Source organism: Agromyces lapidis, assembly GCF_009749405.1.
GTDB lineage: Bacteria > Actinomycetota > Actinomycetes > Actinomycetales > Microbacteriaceae > Agromyces > Agromyces lapidis.
Genome location: NZ_WBIQ01000009.1, coordinates 181733 through 203703, shown reverse-complemented (window position 1 = coordinate 203703; position 21971 = coordinate 181733). Strand labels below are relative to the sequence as shown.

The window sequence follows — 21971 nt, the reverse complement described above, 5'->3', positions numbered from 1 at the left end:
CGGATCAGCGGGGCGCTCATTCCGGCACCACGACCTCGTCGCCCGCCTCGAGCTCGCCGTCGGTGACCTCGACGAGCCCGTCGGCGAACAGCCCGAGTTCGACCGGAACGGCGGCGACCTCGCCCTTCGTCACGACCTCGACCGAGAATCCGCCGCCCGTGCGGGCGAGGAGCGCGGTGACGGGCACCATGAGCGCGTCCTCCCGACGCACCGCGGTGAGCTCTCCGCTCACCCCGACATCGTCGAGCCCGTCCGCGGCGGCTGCATCGTCGAGCGTGATCGTGACCGGCAGCTTCAGCTTCTTGCCGCCCTCGTCGTCGTCCTGCTCGACCGGCGTGCCGACGGCGCTCACCGTGCCCGGCGCCGTGGCGCCTCCCGGCAGCGTGATCTGCACCTTCGTGCCGACGGGCGCGATCGACTCGAGATTCGGCGCGAGGAAGACGCTCACGCGCTTCGCCGTGCCGGTGACGGAGATCACGGCGGAACCGGCCGGGGATCCCGGCTTCAGCTTCTGCTCGGCGACGCGCAGCGACTCGGGAGCGAAGACGATGCGGCCGAGGTCGATCGCGCCCGTCTCCTCGAGCCCGAGTGACTCCTGCCAGTCCTCGATCGCCGCCGCGGTCGACCAGGCGAACTCCTCGTCGGGCTCGCGGTCGAAGAATCCGAGGGCCGCGAGGTTCTCCTCGAGCTGCCGCACGTCGGGCCCGTCCTCCATGCCCTCGGAGAACGCCCGCCACGCCGGCAGTTCGCCGAGGAACAGCACGACGGGGTCGTCGTCGACGCGGAAGATCGTGGCGCCGCGATCGAGCACCGTGCCGACGCCGGGCAGCCAGGTGATCGTCCCTCCGAGGCTCGTGCCGAGCTCCCTCGATCCGCCGTAGCCGAGGCGCCCCGTCAGCCGGACCCGCTCGGTGAGGTCGCCGCGCGTGACGGGCGTGGTCGCGACCTCGGTGGCCCGCTTCTCATCGCGGTCATCCGCAGCCGGCGCGGGAATGGTCGCCGCGAGCACTCCGCCGGCGATGCCGAGCACGGCGATGCCGGCGCCTGCGATGAGCCAGGGGGCACGGCGACGTCGGGTCGGCGAGGTGGCCGTGGCATCCGTCGTCGTCGTCGACTGCTCGCTCGCCACTACTGCTCCATCTTCGGGTAGTCGGCCTGCTCGGTGCAGGCGTCGATGTCGGCGGGGTCGAACTCGTCGATCGACATCGCCTCGGTCATGCCGACCGAGCCGTCGGCCGAGATCTCGGGATCGGGGTAGTCGTAGCCGCGGTCGCGCATGCACGCGGAGAAGCGCAGCGTGGCCTCGTTCATCTCCTCGGCGTCGGGCATGCCGGGTACGGCGGGCGGCTCGCCGAGCTTGTCGATGCACGTGCGCTCGGCCGCGGCCATCGCCTCGGGATCGATCTCGTCGGGATCGACGGCATCGCTCGAATCGCTCGTGTCGCCGCCGCCCGATGCCGTGGCCATCTGGATGTCGACGCCCTCGTCCTTCATGCAGGAGACGAAGTCGGCCGACCACTCCTCGTAGGCGGCGTCCTCGCCGCCCGACTTCAGCTCGGCGGAGTCGCCGCCGCTCGGTGCGCCGGTGCACGCCGTGAGGGCGAGCAGCAGGCCGATGCCGGTGAGGGCGAGACGGGCGCGGGCGCCGCGGGAAGTTCGTGTGGTCATCGGGGTGTCCTTTCGATCGCGCGGTGATCGTGCGCGGGTCCCAGCACACTCCCAGCGCGGTCGTAGTGAGGTAAAAGGTGGCACTGACCTTTTCCTTATGCCCCGCGGGGTGTGATGGAACCTCCGGATGCCGCAGACCGAAGGAAGTGGAATCGTGCGCGTGCTGATCGTGGAGGATGAGCCCTACCTCGCCGAGGCGGTGCGCGCGGGGCTCGCGCTCGAGGCGATCGCCGCGGATGTCGCCGCCGACGGCGAATCCGCGCTCTTCAGCATCGACGTCAACGAGTACGACGTCGTGCTGCTCGACCGTGATCTCCCCGGCGTGCACGGCGACGAGGTGTGCCGCATGCTCGTGGCGCGCGAGACGCGCCCGGCGATCCTCATGCTCACGGCGGCCCGTCGGTTGGGCGACAAGGTCGAGGGCTTCGAGCTCGGCGCCGACGACTACCTGGCGAAGCCGTTCGAGTTCCCCGAGCTCGTGGCGCGCGTGCGCGCGCTCGGACGCCGCCGGTTCTCGGCGCTGCCGCCGCAGCTCGAGGCCGCCGGGGTGACGCTCGACCCGTTCCGGCGCGAGGTCTTCCGCGACGGGCGCTTCGTTCGCCTCAGCCGCAAGGAGTTCTCGGTGCTCGAAGTGCTGATGCGCGCCGGCGGCGGCGTCGTGAGCGCCGAGACGCTGCTCGAGAAGGCGTGGGACGAGAACGCGAACCCGTTCACGAACTCGGTGAAGGTGACGATCTCGACCCTCCGGCGCAAGCTCGGCGAGCCGTGGATGATCCGCACCGACCCCGGCTCGGGCTACGCGATCGACGTGGCGCATGGCTGAGCCCGTCGCATCCGTGCCCCGTACCTACCGCCTGACCGTGCGCGCGCGGCTGGCGCTGACGTACGCCCTGCTGCTCACCACCGCCGGGGCCGTGCTGCTCGTGATCGTCGCGTTCGTCGTCGGTCTGGTGCCGAGCTACGAGTTCGCCTCGACGTCCGCCTCGACGCCGGCGTCGACGATGACGCCGGCGATGCAGGCGACCCCCGCCGACGTGCCGACCGGATTCGCGGTGCCCGCCGAGCCGCTCTCCGACCCGGGGCTCCTCGCCGCCTCGACCGAGGCGGCCGTCGTCGTGAGTTCGCGCGCCGACATCCTGCAGCTGCTGCTCTGGGTGTCGGTGGGCGCGCTCGCACTGCTCGCGGCCGGCGGCGCCTGGGCCGGTTGGTTCGTCGCCGGCCGGATGCTGCGCCCGCTCCAGGAGGTGAACGTCGCCGCGCATCGCGCCTCGCGCGGTCACCTCGACCACCGCATCGCCCTCGCCGGGCCGCGCGACGAGATCACCGATCTCGCCGACACCTTCGACGGCATGCTCGATGCGCTCGAGCGCTCGGCGAACGCCGATCGACGCTTCGCCGCGAACGCCTCGCACGAGCTGCGCACCCCGCTCGCGACGACGCGGACGATGCTCGACGTGGCGCTGAACGCTCGGGCGACGGCCGACGCGCAGCTGCTCGAGCGGCTGCGGGAGATGAACGAACGGAGCATCGCGACCGTCGAGGCGCTGCTCGACCTCTCCGAGCTCGAGTCGACGGAGTCCGGCGCCTTCGGACCGGTCGACCTCGCCGCCGTCGCGGCATCCGTCGTCGACGAGTCGCGAGCCGAGGCGGAAGCGGCGGGAGTGCGGCTGACGCGGTCGGCTGCGCCAGGGACGTCGTTCGTCGAGGGCGACGAGGTGCTGCTGCGACAGCTCGCCGTCAACCTCGTGCAGAACGCGATCCGTCACAACGAGCGGGGCGGTTTCGTGACGGTGACGACGGATGCCACGGGGCCGATGCCCCTCCTCCGGGTCGAGAACAGCGGGACCGAGCTCGATGCCGCGACCGTAGCGACCCTCACCGCGCCGTTCACGCGGGGCGGCGGGCGCACGCGCGACGCGGCCGACCGAGGCCGTGGGCTCGGCCTCTCGATCGTCGCGGCGATCGCGGCACGCCATGGGGCCGAGCTCGAACTCTCGCCGCGAGCGGGCGGGGGCCTGCGAGCGGTCGTGCGCCTCCCGCGGTGACGCCGAGCGGAGCGGACGGCTCGTCGGCGCCGCCCGCCTCGCTCAGGCGAAGTCGAACACCGGCGGGAAGACGACCACGAGGATCGCGGCCCAGGCGAAGTACACCGGGAGCATCGCGGTCTGCCACCGTTCGAGCGCGGCGAAGCCGGTTCGGCGGCGCAGGAAGCCGAGCTGCAGGCGCAGGGCCCAGGCGAGGTTGACGAGCAGGATCAGGTTCACCCCGAGCGAGGCGGTCTTGTTCGCGCTGAAGCCGAACTCGCCCGTGCGCCCGATCATCGCGACGAGCACGATCGCGTCGAGCACGAGGGCGCTCGCGAGCATCAGGGCCTGCAGCCGGTCGTACCAGCCCGGGGCGAGCAGCGGATCGCGGGCCGAGATCGAGTAGACGAGCAGACCGACGACCACGACGAGCACGAGGTCGAAGGCGATGAGCAGGTCGCGGCTCACGTCCACGAGGTTCCACTGCATGATCGCGGCCACGACGAGCGCGAGCAGCATGAGCGTGAACAGCGGGGTGAAGACCTTCGTGAGCACCGGCGCGATGTTCTCGATCACGCGCTGCTTGGCCCCGACGAGCCATGCCGCGACGAGCACCGCGCCCGCCGCGCCGAGCGGCAGCACCCATTCGCCGACGAACTGCGCCACGTCGACGCCGATCGACGAGAACACCGCGACGGTCAGGGCGGAGAGCGCGCCGCCGCCGAGCGCGATCAGCAGGTAGTAGACGAACCACTCGCCGCTGAACCTGATGAAGTCCATGCGTGTGCGCTCGTCGCGCCAGCCGTCGCCGGCGTACGCGAGGCCGACGGTGAGCCAGAGCGCGACGAACGAGCCGAGCATCGCGATGATCTCGGTCGCCGCGGCGATCCCGGCGATCTCGGTGCCGACCGCCGGCTGGGGGACCGCGAACGGGTAGAGGTTCAGCGCGAGCCCGGTGCCGAGGAAGACGGCGCCCACGATCGCGAGCATGCCGAGCGAGGGCCGCCGGCGCCACGCGAACCAGAGCGCGAGGAACGGCAGCACGATGACAGCGCTGTTCAGCACGACCTGCGAGGGGTCGTCGGTCGCGAGGTTCACGGCCTTCACGGCGAGGCCCGCCCCGGCGCCGAGCCCCAGCGCGACGGCGAGGCCGTTCGCCCGCCGGTGGAATGCGAGCGGTCGGCCCGCGTCCTCCTGCTCGGCGTCGTCCGCGGCGCCGTCGCCCGTCAGCGCGAGCTGCTTCCAGAGCCGCTCGGAGTGCTCGCGGGCGTACTCGCGCGACAGCTCGTCGGTGGCGCCGAGGCGCTTCACCGCCACGAGGAATGCCTCGTCGGGCGCGAGTCCCACGGCGACGAAGTGGTCGACGGCGTCGGAGAGGTGGCTCTCGAGTTCGGCGAGGTCGGCGGCGTTCACGGCGTCGTGGCGCTGCATCCACCTGCGCCACGAGGCGAAGAGCGCGTCGAGATCGGTGGGCAGGTCGCGGGGTGCGTCGATGGGCATGTCAGGCCTCCCCGAGGGCGAGGCGCAGTCGCGGGCCGCCGTCGTCGGGCCAGACCTTGCTCAGCACGTCGCCGACGACCGACCACTGCCTGCGCTGCTCGGCGAGCACCGCTGCGCCCTGCTCGCTCAGCCGGTACTGCTTGCGCGGGCGGCCCGAATCGGCCTGGCGCCACTCCGAGTGCACGTGCCCGAGGCGCTCGAGCCGGTGCAGCAGTGGGTAGAGCATGCCGTCGCTCCACTCGAGCTCGCCATCGGAGAGCGCGGTGATGCGCTGCAGGATCGCGTAGCCGTACGACTCGCCCTCGGCGAGGATGCCGAGCACGACCGGGGTCGCGGCCGCCGCGACGAGGTCCTTGCCGATGCGCATGCGCGCCTCCATACCTTGTACTGCTAGATACCTAGAACTGCAAGGTATCACGCGAGCGGTGCGCGGTCGAGCGCGGTCGAGCGGTTGACGCCGCCGACCCGTGGGGCCATGCTTCTTCCGCGTCGCAGAACTTCTGCAGAAGTTCACCCCCCGAAACGCCGGTCGGGTCGGTCGCGGCAGGCGCAGCATGGGTTCAGGACGAACGGATGACCCGCCACGAGGCATCCGGAGAACGCACCCGCAGCACCGAAGGAGCACGACGATGAGCACCCCCAACCGCCCCGGCGACCAGACCCAGACCGCGGCCGAGCTGCAGCTCGAGTGGGACGCGGACCCCCGCTGGGAGGGTGTGAAGCGCGACTACACCGCCGAAGACGTCATCGCCCTCCGCGGCCCGGTCCGCGAGGAGCGCACGCTCGCCAAGCGCGGCGCCGAGAAGCTCTGGGAGAACATCCAGAAGAACACCGGCAACGCCTTCGAGCGCATGGAGGACCCCGAGTGGTCGGCCGCGCTCGGCGCCCTCACCGGCAACCAGGCGGTGCAGCAGGTGCGCGCGGGCCTCAAGGCCATCTACCTCTCGGGCTGGCAGGTCGCCGCCGACGCCAACCTCTCGGGCCAGACCTACCCCGACCAGTCGCTCTACCCCGCGAACTCGGTGCCGGCGGTCGTGCGCCGCATCAACAACGCGCTGCTGCGCACCGGCCAGATCGAGCAGGGCAACGAGTCGCAGACCGGCATCAGCGACTGGATGGCCCCCATCGTCGCCGACGCCGAGGCCGGCTTCGGCGGTCCGCTCAACGCCTACGAGCTCATGCACCAGATGATCGAGGCCGGTGCGGCAGGTGTGCACTGGGAGGACCAGCTGGCGAGCGAGAAGAAGTGCGGCCACATGGGCGGCAAGGTGCTGATCCCCACCGGCCAGCACATCCGCACCATCAACGCGGCCCGCCTCGCGGCCGACGTCGCCGGCGTGCCGTCGATCATCATCGCCCGCACCGACGCGCTCGCCGCGACCCTCCTCACGAGCGACCACGACGAGCGCGACAAGCCCTTCGTCACCGGTGAGCGCACCGCCGAAGGCTTCTACAACGTGCAGAACGGCATCGAGCCGGTCATCGCCCGCGGTCTCGCCTACGCCGAGTACGCCGACCTGCTCTGGGTCGAGTCGGCCGAGCCCGACCTCGAGCTCGCGCGCCGCTTCGCCGAGGCCGTGCACGCGAAGTTCCCGGGCAAGCGCCTCTCGTACAACTGCTCGCCGAGCTTCAACTGGAAGAGCCACCTCGACGACGACCAGATCGCGAAGTTCCAGCGCGAGCTCGCGTCGATGGGCTACGCGTTCCAGTTCATCACCCTCGCGGGCTTCCACTCCCTGAACCACGGCATGTTCACGCTCGCCAAGGACTACAACGAGCGTCACATGTCGGCCTACGTCGAACTCCAGGAGGCCGAATTCGCCTCGGAGGCTGCCGGCTACACCGCCACGCGCCACCAGCGCGAGGTCGGCACCGGCTACTTCGATCAGATCGCCACCGCGCTGAACCCCAACAGCGCAACCCTCGCCCTCGTCGGATCGACCGAGGAAGAACAGTTCAACCACTGAGCCGCCAGCCGAGCGGGCGGTGCTGAGCACCGCCCGCCGGCGAACCGGAGGAGACGACACCATGAACACCCTGATCATCGAACGAACGGATGCCCCGCCCGCACGCGCGTCCGAGGCATCCACCCCGCGCCCCGCAACGGGGAGCTTCCAGACCGTCGAACCGCGCATCGAGGTCACCGCGCCGCTCGGCGCGCGCTACGACGAGATCCTCACGCCCGAGGCGCTCGCCTTCCTCGCCGAACTGCACGACCGCTTCGCCGGCACCCGCCACGAGCTGCTCGCCGAGCGCCTGCAGACCCGCGTCGACGCCGCGAACGGCCGCGACCCGAAGTTCCTGCCCGAGACGGAGTGGATCCGGAACGACACCACCTGGAGGGTCGCGGGCGCCGCCCCCGGCCTCGAGGACCGCCGCGTCGAGATCACCGGGCCGACCGACCGCAAGATGGCGATCAACGCACTGAACTCGGGTGCGAAGGTGTGGCTCGCCGACCAGGAGGACGCCACGAGCCCCACCTGGGCGAACGTCATCGAGGGGCAGCTGAGCCTCTTCGACTTCCTCAGGGGCGAGCTCGAGTACACGAGCCCCGAGGGCAAGGAGTACCGTGTCACCGCCGCGGAGACGCCGACGATCGTGATGCGTCCGCGCGGCTGGCACCTCGTCGAGAAGCACCTGAAGTTCCACGACCGCGCGGGCCGTGCGATGCACGCCTCGGGCTCGCTCGTCGACTTCGGGCTGTACTTCTTCCACAACGCGCAGGCGCTCATCGCCGCAGGCCGCGGACCGTACTTCTACCTGCCGAAGCTCGAGTCGTACCGCGAGGCGAAGCTCTGGAACGACATCTTCGTCTACGCGCAGGACGCCCTCGGCATCCCGCAGGGGACGGTGCGTGCGACGGTGCTGATCGAGACGATCCAGGCCGCGTTCCAGATGGACGAGATCCTCTACGAGCTGCGCGACCACTGCGCCGGCCTCAACGCCGGCCGTTGGGACTACATCTTCTCGATCGTGAAGACCTTCCGCTCGCGGGGGCGCCGCTGGGTCATGCCCGACCGCAAGGCCATCACGATGACGGTGCCCTTCATGCGGGCCTACACCGAACTGCTGGTGCAGACCTGCCACAAGCGCGGTGCGCACGCGATCGGGGGCATGAGCGCGTTCATCCCGAACCGCCGCGACCCCGAGGTGACCGAGCGCGCGCTCGCCGCGGTCTCGGCCGACAAGCGCCGCGAGGCGGGCGACGGCTTCGACGGCACGTGGGTCGCCCACCCCGACCTGATCCCCACCGCACGCGCCGAGTTCGACGCGGTGCTCGGCGACCGGCCGAATCAGGTCGACCGCCTGCGCGACGACGTGCAGGTGACGGCGGCGCAGCTGCTCGACATCCCGTCGATCGGCGGCGAGGTCACCGAGGGCGGGGTGCGCGACAACATCTCGATCGCGATCCGCTACATCGAGTCGTGGCTGCGCGGCGTCGGCGCCGCGGCGATCGACAACCTCATGGAGGATGCCGCGACCGCCGAGATCTCGCGCTCGCAGCTCTGGCAGTGGTTGAACGAGAACACCGTCACCGCCGAGGGCACGCGCATCGACCAGACCTCGATCGTGCGCCTCATGGCGGCGGCCGTCGCCGAGCTTCCCCGCTTCGAGGGCGACCGCTTCGACGACGCGATCTCGGTGTTCCGCACCGTGGCCCTCGAGCCCGAGTTCCCGACGTTCCTCACCGTGGGGGCGTACGCGCGCTTCCTCTGAGGCTCGGCCCGGCGACGACCAGGGCCTTCCCGACCGCATCCGGCGACCCCGGAGGTGCAGCGGTCGGGGAGGCCCGTTCGTCGTGACGGGTCACCGCGGTCCATGCAGGCGCTCGCCCGTCGCACGGTTTCAGGATCTCGGATGCCTGTCAGGACGATACTCGGGAATGCGTCCTGACGGGCTTCCGTCTTCCTGAAACGGGGTGTCGCGCTTCTCGCGGCCGCGCGTCGCTCTGGCAGAATCGCGAGGTGACCGCGCTCGTGATCCGACCCGCGACCGCCGGCGACGTCGACACGCTCGCGGGCCTCGCCGCCGAAACCTTCCCGCTGGCCTGCCCGCCGCACACCACGCCCGAGGCGATCGCCGACTTCATCGAGCGGCACTTCCGGCCCGAGCACTTCTCTGCGTACCTCGCGGACGCCGAGCGGCGGGTGCTCGTCGCAGAGCGGGGCCGCGGGGCATCCGCATCGCTCATCGGGTACAGCATGCTCGTCGGCGGCGAACCGGGCGATGCGGATGCCGCGGCCGTCGTCGCAGGCAGGCCCGCCGTCGAGCTCAGCAAGTTCTACACGCGCGCCGGCGAGCACGGCCGCGGCGTTGCCGCGCCGCTCATGGCGGCGACGCTCGAAGCGGCGCGCGCCGCGGGAGCCGTCGCCTGCTGGCTCGGCGTCAACGAGGAGAACGCGCGGGCGATCCGCTTCTACGAGAAGCAGGGCTTCGTGAAGGCGGGGCGCAAGCACTTCACCGTCGGCGGCCGGGTCGAGGACGACTGGGTGCTCGCGCAGCCGCTCGCGCAGCCGCTCGCGCAGCCGCTCGCGCTCGCGGCGGAGTGACGCAGCGCGGCCTCAGCGCAGCGGCACGCCGACGTCGCCGCCGCCTTCGGGGGTCAGCCTCGCATTCATCGTGAGGAGCATCGGCGCCGGCGTGAAGCCCCCGGCGAACAGCGCCTCGCCCTGGCGGAACCACGGTGATCGTTCGATGAGCGCGGTCGGCGCGTAGCCGAAGTAGGTGGCGAGCCCGTCGAGGTCGATGGGCGAGCTCATCTTCATGAGTGCGAGGTTGTCGCACTGGGAGATGATGCTCGGATGCACCTTCGACGGCCGCTGCGTCGAGAGCAGCAGCCAGAGGCCGAACTTGCGCCCCTCCGCGGCGATCTGCACGATGCGCTCGCGCACCGCGACGGCGAGCGGCGAGGTCAGTTCGGGCGAGCAGAGGTTGTGCGCCTCGTCGATGACGAGCAGGGCCGGCCGACGCTCCTCGCGCCGCTCCCACAGTTCGTCGAGCACCGAGAGGGCGACGACGAGGTGCTGGTCGGGCGTCGAGAATCCGCCGAGGTCGAGCACCGTGGCATCCGCCCGTTCGTCGACGACGAGCGTCGCCTCGCGGTCGCGCCCCGCCCAGACCTCCCATTTCAGGAGCCCCATGTTCTCGATGCGCAGGCCCAGCGCCCGCCGCGCGGGGTCGTCGGAGCCGAGGAGCGCGGGGAGCACCTGGTCGGGCTCGCTCGCGCTGAGCGTGTCGCTGAGATGCACGACCGCGTTGAACTCCTCGCGGTCGGCGACGGGGTCGAGGCGCAGCACCGCGGCCTTCGCCGCCATGCTGAGCGAGGGGAACCGGGCGCGCAGCGGCTCGGCGCCCGGGGTGCTCGGGCGGAGCACGCGGATGTCGCGCTCGCGCAGCAGCTCGGCGGTGTCGCCGCTCGCACCGGGGTTCAGCTCGCCGAGCCGCACGAAGTCGGAGTTCGGGTCGAAGACCACGACGGGCAGCGCGGTGTGCGCGATGAGCTGCTCGAGCACGACGCCGAGCGCATAGGTCTTGCCCGATCCGCTCTGCCCGCACCAGAAGGTGTGACGGTTGAAGCGGTGCGCGAGCAGCAGCGCCGGGCGGATCGGCGGGCTGAGGTTCACGCCGATCTCGAGCGTCGCCCCCATCGCTGCGTGCACGAGGTCGATCGTCGCGGCATCGGCGACCTCGACGGTGCCGCCCGTGAACGGCGCGCCGCCGCGCTGGTCGAAGCGGTCGCCGTCGATCTCGCCGAGGAGGCGCCCGTGCAGCGCCTCGGCGTCGTCGTCGGCGGCGGTCAGCTCACGCGCCTCGACGAGGGCGAGCATGCGGCCCCTGGCCGTCGTCACGAGCAGCAGCGTGCCCGCGATGAAGGGCGTGCCCGAGGCATCCGGGATCGTGAACGATCGGCCGTCCTCGGAGTGGGCGGTCAGCTGCGCACGGTGCTCGGCCATGCGCCGATCATGCCACGGCGGCGGCCCGCCGCGCGATCCACCACGTGCCGAGTCCCGAGGCGAGGAAGATCGCCGCGAGCGAGGCCCACCCCACGAGGCCGTGCGTGATCGCGGTGGCGTTGACGACGAGCGGCGCGGCGAGGGCGCCGACCGAGTACCCCATGCCGAAGACGCCCTGGTAGGTGCCCGCCCGCACGGGGTCGGCCAGCTCGAAGCTGAGGCCCCAGCCGCCGGCCTGCGAGAGCACCTCGGCGAACGCGTGGGCGGTCGCCGCGATCACCAGCACCGCGATCGCGAATCCGGTCGGCAGTCCCGCCGCGGCGGCGTAGACCAGGCACGCGCCGGCCATCAGCCAGGCGGCGATCGCCGAGACGCGGCCGGCGACCCGCAGGTCGTGGGTGCCGCGCGACATCGGCACCTGGAAGACCACCACGATGACCGTGTTGAGGATCAGCAGTGCGGCGATGAGCACTTCGGGCGCGTCGGTCTCGCGGGTGATCCAGAGCGGCACGCCGAGCTCGCCGACACCGAACTGCATGCCGAAGATCGCGCTGAGCGCGGTGAGCCAGAGGTAGCGGGGGTCGCGCCAGGGCGAATGCGAGCGCCAGTCGCGCCGCTCGCTCGCGATCGCCTCGGCCGTGGCCGCGGCATCCACCGAGCCGGTCGCGGTGACGACCTCGGCGACGGCGGCGCGGGCCGGGGCGTCGACGCGGGCGGGAAGGCGCACGAGCTGGAACAGGCCGAGCAGGTAGAGCACTCCGGCGCCGATGATGAGCCCCCGGTAGGCCTCGGCGGTGCCGAGGGCGAGGGCGATCGCGCCGAGCCCCGAGCCGACGGCGATCGACACGTTCGTCACGGTGCGGAGGACCGCCCGGGCGTGCACCCGCGACTCGCCCGTGAAGGCCCGGGCGATGATCGCCGATCGGGTCGAGTTCGCACCCTGCTCGAAGAGCCCGCAGACGACGGCGATCACGAGTGCCGTGACGAAGTCGCCGGCGAAGACGTAGGCGATGAGCGCGACGCCCTCGATCGCGGTGAACAGGATGATGAGCCGCTTCGCACTGAACCGGTCGGTGAGCCAGCCGCCCGCGAAGGACGCGATCACGCCCGCCCCGCTCGCCGCAGCGAGCACGATCGCGACCTCGCCGGGGGTGAGGCCGACGATGAGCGTGAAGTAGAGCACGGTGACGGTGAGGAAGATGCCGCGGCCGAGTCGCGAGATGAGCGTGGCGCCGACGAGGATGCGGAGCACCGGGTCGGCGACCGAGGCCGCGAGGCGGGCGAAGAAGTTCGGCCGCGGGCCGGAGTCGGCGGGGCTCGCGTCGACCGCGGGGGTCGCGCCGGTGTCGGGGGAGGCTGGTGCGGTGCCGGGCGGGGAGGTAGGGCTCACGAGACAGTTCTGTCAGAGGCGGCGACGCCTTCGAAATTGATGTAGCGTTCTGCTTCATGTTGAGCTACGTGCTGAATGAGGCGGATGTCGCGGCGGTGCGTTTCGGCATCTCGCCGTTGTGCGAGCTGGGGCTCTCGCTCCGCGCCATCCGCGACCCGTCGCGCTTCCCCCTGCAGCTGCCCTGGCTCCGGCGCACCGAGGCCGCGCGCGCCGAGCTCGACCTCGACGCGCTCACCGGCCTCATCGACGACCGGCTCTGGACCCCCGACTTCCTGAACCCCAGGCCGACGAGCCCGCTCACCCGCCTCGACGACGAGATGGCGGCGCTGCGCTCGATCTCGCCCGCCGAGTTCGAGCGCGACCTCGTGGCCGTGCACGGTCGCATTCCCGAGGTCTTCGCCGGGTCGCCGCGCGCCGCGATCCGCCGGCTCGCCGATGCACTCGACGAGCTCTGGGCCGCGACCTTCGAGCCCTACTGGCCGCGCATGCGCGCCGTGCTCGAGGCCGACGTGGTCTACCGGGGGCGGCAGATCGCGCAGCAGGGCCTCGCCGCGATGCTCAACGGCATCTCGGGCACGGTCGACTACGAGGGCGGCGTCGTCAGGGTGCGCCTCAGAGACCCGAACGACCGGGTGCAGCCGATCGACGGCCTCGGCCTCACGCTCGTGCCGACCATGTTCACCCGTCGCGGCTCTGCGCCGGTCGGCGACGGCCCGCCCATGATCATGTACCCGGCCCGCGGCCAGGGCGCCCTCTGGGAGGCCGAGCACGTCGCGAACCCGGCCGCCGTGGCCGCGGTGCTCGGCGAGACCCGGGCCCGGCTGCTCTCGGCGCTCGGCGACCCCGCGTCGTCGACCGAGCTCGGCGTGCGCTTCGGCGTGACCGCCTCGGCCGTCAACCAGCACCTGAGAGTGCTTCGCGACGCGGGCCTCGTCGTCTCGACCCGGTACGGGCACAGCGTGCTCTACCTGCGCAGCGAGCTCGGCGCGTCATTGCTCGCGGCGGGGCGGTGACCCGAGGTGCAGGCTGCGTCTCAGGCGGGCCCGGGCGCGAGCCGCGCCTCGCGCGTAGGGTGAACGCATGACCCGCGTTCGCGACCTCGACTTCGTCGTACGCTCTGCGCTCTACGCCCCGGACGGCTCGGGCGCCGCCGAGATCGAGCGCACCGAGGATGTCGCGGGCGGGTGTTGGTCTCGGGTCACCGTCGCCGGGGGAGGGCTCGACGGGTATCTCCACATCAGGCACCGCGCCGACGAAGAGGTCTTCGCGGTCGACGGCGACGCCGATTCGGCCCCGCCGCGCGACGGGCGCACCGACCTCGACGGGCGATTGCGCCCCCTCGGCGCGTTCTTCCCTGCGGCCTCGCTCGCGGACGCCCGGCGGGAGGCGGAGACGCTGCGCGAGCGCCTGCGAGCGCAGAACGAGGCGATCCGGGCGTCGACCTTCGAGGTCTCGGGCCTCGTCGACGGCCGGAGCCGGCGCGTGCGGGTCGGACCCACGGTCGCGGGTCGCACGAGCCTCGAGTGCCTCGCCGACGAGCGCGAGGGCACCCGGGTCATGTACACCTCGGCCGAACGCGCCGAACTCGAACGTGCGCAGCGCGGGCCGGTCGAGATCGAGGCGACGTTCACCGAGCGTCGCCCGGTCGTCGGCGGGATGCGCACGCGTTCCGTCATGGTCTCGCTGTCGCCGCTCCGAGCTCCCGTGGGGTGACCGACGCACATGGGGAGCGCTCCCCATCGTCGGTCGAGCCGAACCGGCGCAGCCTGTCCGGCGTCCCGTATCAGGTCGACCGGCACACCGAGGGGGAACCATGGGAGACGGCGTCGAACTCGATCTCGAGCGGCTCGAGGAGGCCGGACGGCAGCTGACCGCCGTGAAGCACGAGCTCGAGCACGCCTCGAACAACTCGCGCTCGCTCGCCGACGCCGTCGGCCACGACGGCCTCGCCGATGCCCTCATCGACTTCGCCGACGAATGGGACGACACCCGCGAGGCCATGGTCGAGAACATCGGCACCCTCGCCGAGGCTGCATCGGGCATCTCCGAGGCGTTCTCGCAGCTCGACACCGAGTACGCCGCTGCACTCGAGGGCGCGCAGTGAGCCGTCCCGCCGGCTGGTCGGCGCTCGGGCTGGGCCGTGACCCGATTCCCGGCGACCCCGACCGGGTGCGCAACGGAGGGCTCGAGTACCTCGAGGTCGCCGGTGCGATCGGCGGCGCGGTCGATGCGCTGCGAAGCATGGAGCTCGACCGCGACGCTTCGGAGGCCCCGCCCGCGAGTTCGACCTCCGGCGGGGCGTGTCGCTCGCCCCGTTCCTCGAGCAGTATCGCGACCGCATCGCCCGCGTGGTGTTCGACCCGGCCGGCCCGCACCCGGTGGCCGCCCCCGTCGATGCCGTGCTCGAGTCGCTCCGTTCGCGGTCCGATGACGACGAGGTCGCCTGGCTCGCCGGTGGCTCTGCGAGCGCGGCCGCCGGTGCGCCGACGGCTCGTACGGGCTCGGCGACCGGCTCCGACGAGGTCGTCGACTTCCGGCTCGCGGTGCCCCTGCGCGGCTGGACGCGAATTCCGGCGGGCGACGTGCTCGAGTACCCGAAGCACGCGGTCAGGCAGTTGCGAGGCGAACGGCGACGGATGCCTCGCGCCGAGCGCGCCGGCTCGTTCGCGTGGCTCGAGGCGATGATCGGCCGCGTGGCGGGGGCCGCCGGTGCGCGCGAGGTCGGAACGACCGTCGACCTCTCGGCGGCGGCGACGCCCGTGCTGTTCGCCAGGTACTGGCGGCCTGGGGCCGACCACGCGACCGCGCGTGCCCCGGCCGAGGACGGCCGCGTCGACGAATCGATCGCGCCGTTCTTGGTCGACGGCGCCGAGTTCGGCGTCGTGCGCACGGCCGAGCCCCTCGAGCCCGCTTCGCCCGGCGGACGGGCCAGCGTCCTCGAAGTCGCGCTGCCGTGGCCCGATGGCGGCGGTGCATGCATCGTGCTGCTCATGTCGCCCGCGACCGACAAGCACGCCGTACTGCTGAGGCTCGCGACCGCGATCATCGGCGGGGGTGCATGGGTGACCCGCTCGCGCGGCTGATCCCGCCGCGCTGCCGCCCCCGTTCGCCCCTCAGGCGGGGTCGGGGGCGACCCGCAGCACGAGCTTGCCGCGCACGTGCCCGGCCTCGATCAGCCGGTGCGCCTCGGCGCCCTCGGCCAGCGGCAGTACGCGGTCGAGATGCACCCGCACCGCGCCGTCGTCGATGAGGCGCGTGATCACCGCGAGGGTGCGCGCATCGGGCGAGACGACGTAGCCGGTGGCACGGATGCCACGGGCCTTGGCCTCGTCGCGCATGGTCGGCCACGAGCCGGTGGGCACCGTCACGATGAGCCCGCCCGGGCGCAGCGCGTCGAGCGAGCGCGTGCCCGTGGCATCCTTCACGTTGCCGATGAGGTCGATCACGACGTCCTGGTCGCGCGCGACCTCTTCGAAGCGTTCGCTCGTGTAGTCGACGACGCGATGCGCGCCGAGCGCGCGCAGGAACTCGGCGTTGCGCGGCGAGGCGGTCGTCGTGACGGTCGCGCCGAAGTACGCCGCGAACTGCACGGCGAAATGCCCGACCCCGCCCGCACCGGCGTGGATCAGCACCCGCTGGCCGTCGTGCACCCGCGCGGTGTCGACCACGGCGCCCCACGCGGTGAGCGCCGCGAGCGGCACCGCCGCGGCGTGGGCGAAGTCGAGCGAGGCGGGCATCGGGGCGAGGCTCATCGAGCTCACCGTCGTGTACTCGGCGTGGGTGCCCGGCATTCGCGGCACCCGCACCATGCCGTACACCCGGTCGCCAGGCCGCAGGGGGTGCGCGGCGTACGGCACCTGCTCGACGACGCCCGCGAAGTCGTGCCCCAGCACCGCGGGGTAGCGGCCGATCGCCGCCGAGGTGCCTCGGCCGGCCCGGGTCTTCACGTCGATCGGGTTCACGCTCGCGGCCACGACGCGTACGAGCACCTCGTCGCTGATGCGCAGCGGGCGCTGCACCTCGGCGAGGTGCAGCTCCTCGGCTTCGCCGGTGCGGTCGATCACCAACGCCTGCATCGTCTCCTGCGCCGTCTCCGCCTGCATTCCCCGTGCCTTCCGTCGTAGGTCTCGCTCCATTCTGCCCGCCGTGGCTATGCTGCGAGGAGTGTCGTCGCAGGGCGACCGGGAGGGTGGATCGTGCGTCGGACTTTCGGAGTGCTGCGGGTGCTGGCGGCCGCGGCGATCATCGTGGCCATCGTCGGGCAGTTCGCGAAGAGCCTGTCGATGGTTCCCGACCCCACGGCCTTCGTCGTGAACTTCTTCAGCTTCTTCACCATCCTCTCGAACGGGGTCGCCGCGATCGTGCTGCTCGTCGGCGCCGCGTACGCCTTCCGCCGGGCGAGCGACCCGCCCCTCTTCGACCTCGTGCGCGCCTGCGCGACCACCTACATGGCGACGACGCTCGTCGTCTACAACCTGCTGCTTCGCGACATCTCGCTCGACCAGGCCACCACCCTGCCGTGGTCGAACGAGATCCTGCACGTGTGGGCGCCGCTCTACCTCGTGCTCGACTGGGTGCTCGCGCCGGGCCGGGGCCGCATCCCGTGGAGCCGCTTCTGGTGGATCGCGGCGTTCCCCGTCGTCTGGGTGGTCTACACGATGCTCCGCGGGGCGGTCACCGGTTGGTACCCGTACCCGTTCCTCAACCCCGAGGTGAGTCCCGGTGTCGGATACGACGGCGTCACCGTGTACGTCATCGCCATCGCCGCGTTCATCCTGCTGGTCGGTTCGGGCGTCGTCGGGCTCACCATGCTCGGGCGGCGGGCAGCCGTGGAGGAGCCGGCCGCCGACGACCGCGCGATGACCCCGACCGCCGGCTGAGTCGCGCCGGCCACGGCGTCAGCCCCGGGTTCCCCGCCGGGCGTCGCTCGCCTCGAGCCAGCGCGCGAGCTGCCGGCCGAGCACCGCGTTCTGCCGCGCCTGGCCGTCGTCGCGAGCGGTGAGCATCACGAGGGGTGCCTCGAGTCCGATGGCCCAGCGTTCGGCGATCGGCACCGGGTGCACGGGGTCGCGAGGGGCCGCGACGACGAGCGAGCGGATGCCTCGAGGTGCGAGCCGGGCGAGTTCGCCGTCGTCCACGAAGGCGCGGTTGCGGGGGATCTCGATGAGTCGCATCGCGCGCCGCGCGGCATCGGGCGAGGTGAACTGCGAGAGCAGCCCCTTCGCCCCCGCCGGCGACTCGGCTGCGATGCGGTGGAAGATCTCGCGTTCGCGGAACTCGGCCGCACCCGCAGCCCCGGCGTCGACGAGCAACTGCCCGATGACGGGGAAGACCCGCAGGTTGTCGGGCAGCGAGCGATCGTCGAAGGCCGGCCGAACGAACACCGCGCGATCGATCGGCAGCAGCTCGTCGAGGGCGAGCCGCAACGCGATCGCCGCGCCCATCGAGATGCCGAGCACGGTGAGCGGCTCGCCGTCGTCGAGGGGGCGCCCAGTGGACTCCTCGAACTGCTCGCGGACCGTCGTCGCGATCTCGGCCGCAAGGCGGTCGAGCGCGAAGTCGGCGGGCTCGCCGACCGTGAGATAGCCCCCGTGGGCGCGGACGTCGGGGGCGATGACGAGCTCGTCATCGCCCGCGACCTGGCGCACGACGGGCGCGAGGAGTTCGAGCGGCTGCCTGCGATCGGCGCCGAGGCCGTGCAGCAGGAGCGTCGTCACGCGAGCGCCCCCGGGCGATAGACCGCCCGCGGGTCGACGTCGCCCGGGTTCGGACGGATCGCCTGCAGCAATTCGTTCGCAAGACCGACGAGGATCTCGATCTGGTCGTCGTCGCGGTCGACCCAGCGGGACTTCGGCTCGTCGGCCACGGGCACGAAGTCGGCGTGCTCCTCCCAGACGACGAGGGTGCGCTCGGCGCCGAGCACGTACTGCTGCCACCAGACCTGCCGGAGGTAGCCGCGGGGGATGCCGCGCCACGGCTTCGACGTCGTCTTGATCTCGCACAGCTCGAGCGAGCCGTTCGCGGCGACGCCCAGGCCGTCGGGGGTCGCGAGGTGCCGGCGCTCGAACTCGGAGTGGAACAGCAGCGTGGACGGCGCGAGCCCGTGGGTCTGGCGGACCCACTCGGCGATCACGGGTTCGCGGGCGCGCCCGTGGTCGGTGTAGCGGCTGCCGCCGAAGCTGCGACGGGCGCCGTGCAGCTTCTCGTGCGCGGCGGTGCGCACCGAGTCGCGGGTGGCGAGCTTGGCCGCATCGGTCGCGGTGATGCCCTGCGCCCGCGCACGCAGCCACGCCACACGGTCGCCCGAGTCGGCGACGATGCGGGTCTCATGCGGATGCCTCGGGCGTGGCTCGGCCGGCGGCGCCCACGTGTCACCCTCGAGATCGAAGAGGGCGAAGGGTTCTGGCACCCTCCGAGCGTACTCGCCGCCGCCTCCATGCGCCGTACGATCGACGGAATGGCAGGTGATTCGAGAACGGTGCCGCGCGGGCCCTCCCGCGCCGCCCAGGGCGACCGCGACCTCTCGCGTCCGCTGCCCGCGACGCTCAGCTGGGGGGTGCTCGTCGGCTTCGCGCTGGTGCTCCTCGGCGCCCTTGTGCTCGCGGCGGTGCCGTGGTGGGTCGGCGCCTGGTACGGGGGGTTGTCGATCGTCGCGTTCGCGGCCTACGGGATCGACAAGGCGGCGGCGCGGCGGGGCGCGGGCCGGGTGCCCGAACGCACGCTGCACCTCGTCGACCTCGTCGGCGGATGGCCGGGGGCGCTCGCGGCGCAGCAGCTGTTCCGGCACAAGACGCGCAAGCGCAGATTCCGCCGCGTGTTCTGGGCCGGGGTGGTCGGCAACCTGCTCGCGCTCGCCGCGTTCGTCGTCTGGCTCGGCGCGTCGCGGTAGCCCGCGGGCTCGGCCTTCCGTCTCTCCATCCCCGGGCTCGCCCTGCCGGTCCCGCCTCGGTCGCCCCTGCCCGCTTCGCTCCGCAGCGCGATCGTTCGGATGCCTCTCACACGACTTCTGCGGGCGTCGCAAGCGACTTTTGATTGACGCGACGACAAAAGTAGGCGACAGTGTTCGAGCACGGAACTCTCGACGATGAGTGGGAAGGGAACAGCATGTGCTACGGACATGATGGGAAGGGCGCGCTTCGCGCATCACTGCAGGAGCGCGGGGTGAGCCGGCGCGGGCTCCTCCTCGGCGCATTCGGCGCGGCGGCCGCGGCGGCGACCCTCTCCGCAGGCACGACGCCCGCCGTGGCGGACGTCGCGAAGAAGCCGTGGAAGCCGGTGCCGCCCGGCAAGATCAGCCTCCAGCTGTGGACGGTGCGCGAGGCGCTCGGCGCCCCATGGGGCCCCGGCGACTACGACACGACGCTCCGCGCGATCGCGGACCTCGGCTACCCGCGGGTCGAGCAGGCGCTCGGGTACTTCGGCCGCACTGCCGCGCAACTGCGGTCGTTCTACGACGAGATCGGCATCCGGGCGACGTCGTCGCACGACGGCCCCTCGTCCGATGCCGCCGCCCTCGAGCAGAAGCTCGAGAACGCGGCGACGCTCGGCCAGCGGTACCTCAACGTGCCGTACTTCGCCTCGGGTGCGCTCGCCGACTGGCAGCAGCTCGCCGACACGATGAACGCCGAGGCGCAGGCCGCCGCGTCGTACGGGATCGCCTACGGCTACCACAACCACGCGCACGAGTTCACGACCGACCTCGGCGGCGGGCTCACGCCGTGGCAGGTGCTCACCGAGCGGCTCGACCCCGCGCTCGTGCACCTCGAGGCCGACCTCTACTGGGTCGTCACCGGCGGCATCGAGAGCGGCGACGGCGCCGCCGATCCCGAGCAGTTCGCGATCGACGTGATCGACCAGGCGCCGCAGCGCGTGCGTCAGTTCCACGTGAAGGACCGGCACGTGGGCGGCGACATGGCCGACCTCGGCACCGGCACGATCGACTTCGGGCGGATCTTCCGGGCTCACGCCGTCGAGGAGTACATCGTCGAGAACGACACCCCCGACGTCACGCCGCTGCAGACCGCCGAGGTCGGGTACGACTACCTGCGCGAGCTGCGATTCTGAAGGTTCGTCGCGACCGGTCAGCGGGCGCCCGTGCGCGGTTCAGGATGCCTGGATCGCGCGCGGGGACGCCGCGGCGGCCGGGCGCGGAGCGCAGGCGGCCGTGAGGCCGCCGGAGATCCCCGGCTCAGCGCGCGGCGAGCGCGTCGATGCCCTCGGGCGAGAGCGCGTGGTGGATGGCGAGCATGGCCGCGCCCAGCACGGCCGCGTTCTCGGCCGCGGCCGACTGCACGATCGCGAGGTGCTCGGTCGCGAGTGGCATCGACCGCGTGTAGACGACCTCGCGGACGCCCGCGATGAGGTGCTCGCCGGCGCGCGCCATGGAGCCGCCGATCGCGATGACCGAGGGGTTCACGAAACTCACGCAGGCGGTCAGCACCTCGCCGATGTCGCGGCCGGCCTGACGCACGGCCTGGATCGCGTCGATGTCGCCGCGCTTGACGAGCTCGACGACGTCGCTGCCGGATGCCGCGTCGAGTCCCTGCTCGCGGAGCGCCCGCGCGATGGCGGGGCCGGAGGCGAGCGCCTCGAGGCATCCGCGATTGCCGCAGTGGCAGGGCACCTCGCTGCCGCGGGCGACGCGGATGTGCCCGATGTCGCCCGCGATGCCCTGGGCGCCGCGCTGCAGCAGGCCGCCCGAGATGATGCCCGAGCCGATGCCGGTCGCGACCTTCACGAACATCAGGTGCTCGGTCTGCGGCCAGGCGATGGCCTGCTCGCCGAGCGCCATGATGTTGACGTCGTTGTCGACGAGCACGGGCACCTCGAGGTGCTGCTGCACCCAGCCGGGCACGTCGAAGCGGTCCCATCCGGGCATGATGGGCGGGTTCACGGGGCGGCCGGTCGAGTGCTCGACGGGGCCGGGCACGCCGATGCCGATCGCGACGAGCTCGTGCCGGTCGCGGCCGAGGCCCTCGATCAGGGCGAGTCCCTGCTCGACCATCCAGCCGAGCACGGGCTCGGGGCCCTGGGCGATGTCCATGCGCTGCGAGTGCTCGGCGAGCACGGTGCCGGCGAGGTCGGTGACGGCGAGGGTGGCGTGCGAGGCGCCGAGGTCGGCGGCGAGCACGATGCGGGCCGCCGGGTTCAGTGCGAACTGCGAGGGGGGCCTGCCGCCGGTCGAGGCTGCGTCGGCGACGGGCGAGACCAGGCCGAGGCGCATGAGCTCGTCGACCCGCGCGGCGATCGTCGAGCGGGCGAGGCCCGTCGATTGGGCGAGTGAGGCGCGCGTGCGAGGGGCGCCGTCGCGCAGCAGCTGGAACAGCTCGCTCGCCCCCGAGGTTCCGAGCGCCGATCCGCGGCTGATGTCGACCATGCCACTGAGTAAAGCACACCGACTTCGCCAATGGCTCACACGACATGATGATCTCGAAC

General features: G+C 72.2%; 22 protein-coding genes. 12 read left to right on the top strand and 10 right to left on the bottom strand.

All coding sequences use genetic code 11. The features are described from left to right. Window positions 1-16 precede the first annotated feature (16 nt). Window positions 17-1129, bottom strand: coding sequence for a peptidoglycan-binding protein (locus tag GQQ93_RS15515; RefSeq protein WP_157425143.1), 1113 nt, complete (start codon window positions 1127-1129; stop codon window positions 17-19). After that, window positions 1129-1668: a hypothetical protein gene (locus GQQ93_RS15510; protein ID WP_157425142.1), complete on the bottom strand. Its 540-nt coding sequence runs from the start codon at window positions 1666-1668 to the stop codon at window positions 1129-1131. The genes GQQ93_RS15515 and GQQ93_RS15510 overlap by 1 nt, the downstream gene beginning before the upstream one ends. A gap of 154 nt (window positions 1669-1822) precedes the next feature. Here GQQ93_RS15510 and GQQ93_RS15505 point away from each other — a divergent pair, with 154 nt between their 5' ends. Beyond that, entirely contained in the window at window positions 1823-2491 is a 669-nt protein-coding gene (locus GQQ93_RS15505) for a response regulator transcription factor (RefSeq protein WP_157425141.1), read from the top strand. After that, window positions 2484-3713, top strand: coding sequence for a sensor histidine kinase (locus tag GQQ93_RS15500; protein ID WP_157425140.1), 1230 nt, complete (start codon window positions 2484-2486; stop codon window positions 3711-3713). The genes GQQ93_RS15505 and GQQ93_RS15500 overlap by 8 nt, the downstream gene beginning before the upstream one ends. Window positions 3714-3755: 42 nt before the next feature. On the opposite strand, the gene GQQ93_RS15495 is transcribed toward GQQ93_RS15500, so the two are convergent. Next, window positions 3756-5192, bottom strand: coding sequence for a permease prefix domain 1-containing protein (locus GQQ93_RS15495; RefSeq protein WP_157425139.1), 1437 nt, complete (start codon window positions 5190-5192; stop codon window positions 3756-3758). Window position 5193: 1 nt separating this feature from the next. Next, a complete protein-coding gene (locus GQQ93_RS15490; RefSeq protein ID WP_157425138.1) occupies window positions 5194-5559 on the bottom strand; it encodes a PadR family transcriptional regulator in 366 nt (121 codons plus the stop codon). Between the two features lie 262 nt (window positions 5560-5821). Between GQQ93_RS15490 and aceA the strand changes: the two genes are divergently transcribed. The 3 genes from aceA to GQQ93_RS15475 all read left to right on the top strand — a co-directional run bounded on the left by aceA (window position 5822) and on the right by GQQ93_RS15475 (window position 9742). Continuing rightward, complete coding sequence (aceA, locus tag GQQ93_RS15485) at window positions 5822-7159, top strand: isocitrate lyase (RefSeq protein ID WP_157425137.1); 1338 nt, start codon at window positions 5822-5824, stop codon at window positions 7157-7159. 61 nt (window positions 7160-7220) lie between these two features. Next, the gene (aceB, locus tag GQQ93_RS15480; RefSeq protein ID WP_157425136.1) at window positions 7221-8909 is read left to right on the top strand and encodes a malate synthase A; all 1689 of its coding nucleotides are present in this window, start codon (window positions 7221-7223) and stop codon (window positions 8907-8909) included. Window positions 8910-9157: 248 nt separating this feature from the next. Beyond that, window positions 9158-9742, top strand: a complete 585-nt coding sequence (locus tag GQQ93_RS15475; protein ID WP_157425135.1) for a GNAT family N-acetyltransferase — start codon at window positions 9158-9160, stop codon at window positions 9740-9742. Window positions 9743-9754: 12 nt separating this feature from the next. Here the strand turns inward: GQQ93_RS15475 and GQQ93_RS15470 are convergent, their stop codons facing one another. Both GQQ93_RS15470 and GQQ93_RS15465 read right to left on the bottom strand, forming a co-directional pair. Next, complete coding sequence (locus GQQ93_RS15470; protein ID WP_157425134.1) at window positions 9755-11146, bottom strand: ATP-binding protein; 1392 nt, start codon at window positions 11144-11146, stop codon at window positions 9755-9757. Between the two features lie 7 nt (window positions 11147-11153). Then, complete coding sequence (locus GQQ93_RS15465; protein ID WP_157425133.1) at window positions 11154-12536, bottom strand: MFS transporter; 1383 nt, start codon at window positions 12534-12536, stop codon at window positions 11154-11156. A gap of 56 nt (window positions 12537-12592) precedes the next feature. On the opposite strand from GQQ93_RS15465, the gene GQQ93_RS15460 reads away from it, so the two are divergent. The 4 genes from GQQ93_RS15460 (at window position 12593) to GQQ93_RS15445 (ending at window position 15619) form a co-directional block, all read left to right on the top strand. Then, complete coding sequence (locus GQQ93_RS15460) at window positions 12593-13549, top strand: ArsR/SmtB family transcription factor (protein ID WP_157425132.1); 957 nt, start codon at window positions 12593-12595, stop codon at window positions 13547-13549. A 67-nt stretch (window positions 13550-13616) separates the two neighbouring features. Beyond that, window positions 13617-14249 carry a hypothetical protein gene (locus GQQ93_RS15455; protein WP_157425131.1) on the top strand — a complete coding sequence of 211 codons (633 nt, stop codon included), beginning with the start codon at window positions 13617-13619 and terminating at the stop codon, window positions 14247-14249. A 100-nt stretch (window positions 14250-14349) separates the two neighbouring features. Next, window positions 14350-14640: a hypothetical protein gene (locus GQQ93_RS15450; protein ID WP_157425130.1), complete on the top strand. Its 291-nt coding sequence runs from the start codon at window positions 14350-14352 to the stop codon at window positions 14638-14640. 196 nt (window positions 14641-14836) lie between these two features. Then, a complete protein-coding gene (locus GQQ93_RS15445; protein WP_157425129.1) occupies window positions 14837-15619 on the top strand; it encodes a hypothetical protein in 783 nt (260 codons plus the stop codon). A gap of 30 nt (window positions 15620-15649) precedes the next feature. Here GQQ93_RS15445 and GQQ93_RS15440 read toward each other — a convergent pair whose 3' ends face one another. Next, entirely contained in the window at window positions 15650-16639 is a 990-nt protein-coding gene (locus tag GQQ93_RS15440) for an NADP-dependent oxidoreductase (protein WP_246192358.1), read from the bottom strand. 93 nt (window positions 16640-16732) lie between these two features. Here GQQ93_RS15440 and GQQ93_RS15435 point away from each other — a divergent pair, with 93 nt between their 5' ends. Continuing rightward, a complete protein-coding gene (locus GQQ93_RS15435; RefSeq protein WP_246192357.1) occupies window positions 16733-17416 on the top strand; it encodes a Pr6Pr family membrane protein in 684 nt (227 codons plus the stop codon). Between the two features lie 18 nt (window positions 17417-17434). On the opposite strand, the gene GQQ93_RS15430 is transcribed toward GQQ93_RS15435, so the two are convergent. Continuing rightward, window positions 17435-18253, bottom strand: coding sequence for an alpha/beta fold hydrolase (locus tag GQQ93_RS15430; RefSeq protein WP_157425128.1), 819 nt, complete (start codon window positions 18251-18253; stop codon window positions 17435-17437). Then, the gene (locus GQQ93_RS15425; RefSeq protein ID WP_246192370.1) at window positions 18250-18855 is read right to left on the bottom strand and encodes a YqaJ viral recombinase family protein; all 606 of its coding nucleotides are present in this window, start codon (window positions 18853-18855) and stop codon (window positions 18250-18252) included. The genes GQQ93_RS15430 and GQQ93_RS15425 overlap by 4 nt, the downstream gene beginning before the upstream one ends. A gap of 138 nt (window positions 18856-18993) precedes the next feature. Between GQQ93_RS15425 and GQQ93_RS15420 the strand changes: the two genes are divergently transcribed. Continuing rightward, the gene (locus GQQ93_RS15420) at window positions 18994-19425 is read left to right on the top strand and encodes a DUF1294 domain-containing protein (RefSeq protein WP_212277361.1); all 432 of its coding nucleotides are present in this window, start codon (window positions 18994-18996) and stop codon (window positions 19423-19425) included. Window positions 19426-19697: 272 nt separating this feature from the next. Beyond that, window positions 19698-20600, top strand: a complete 903-nt coding sequence (locus GQQ93_RS15415; RefSeq protein ID WP_212277360.1) for a sugar phosphate isomerase/epimerase family protein — start codon at window positions 19698-19700, stop codon at window positions 20598-20600. A gap of 124 nt (window positions 20601-20724) precedes the next feature. Here the strand turns inward: GQQ93_RS15415 and GQQ93_RS15410 are convergent, their stop codons facing one another. Then, entirely contained in the window at window positions 20725-21912 is a 1188-nt protein-coding gene (locus GQQ93_RS15410; RefSeq protein ID WP_157425124.1) for an ROK family transcriptional regulator, read from the bottom strand. Window positions 21913-21971: the final 59 nt, after the last annotated feature.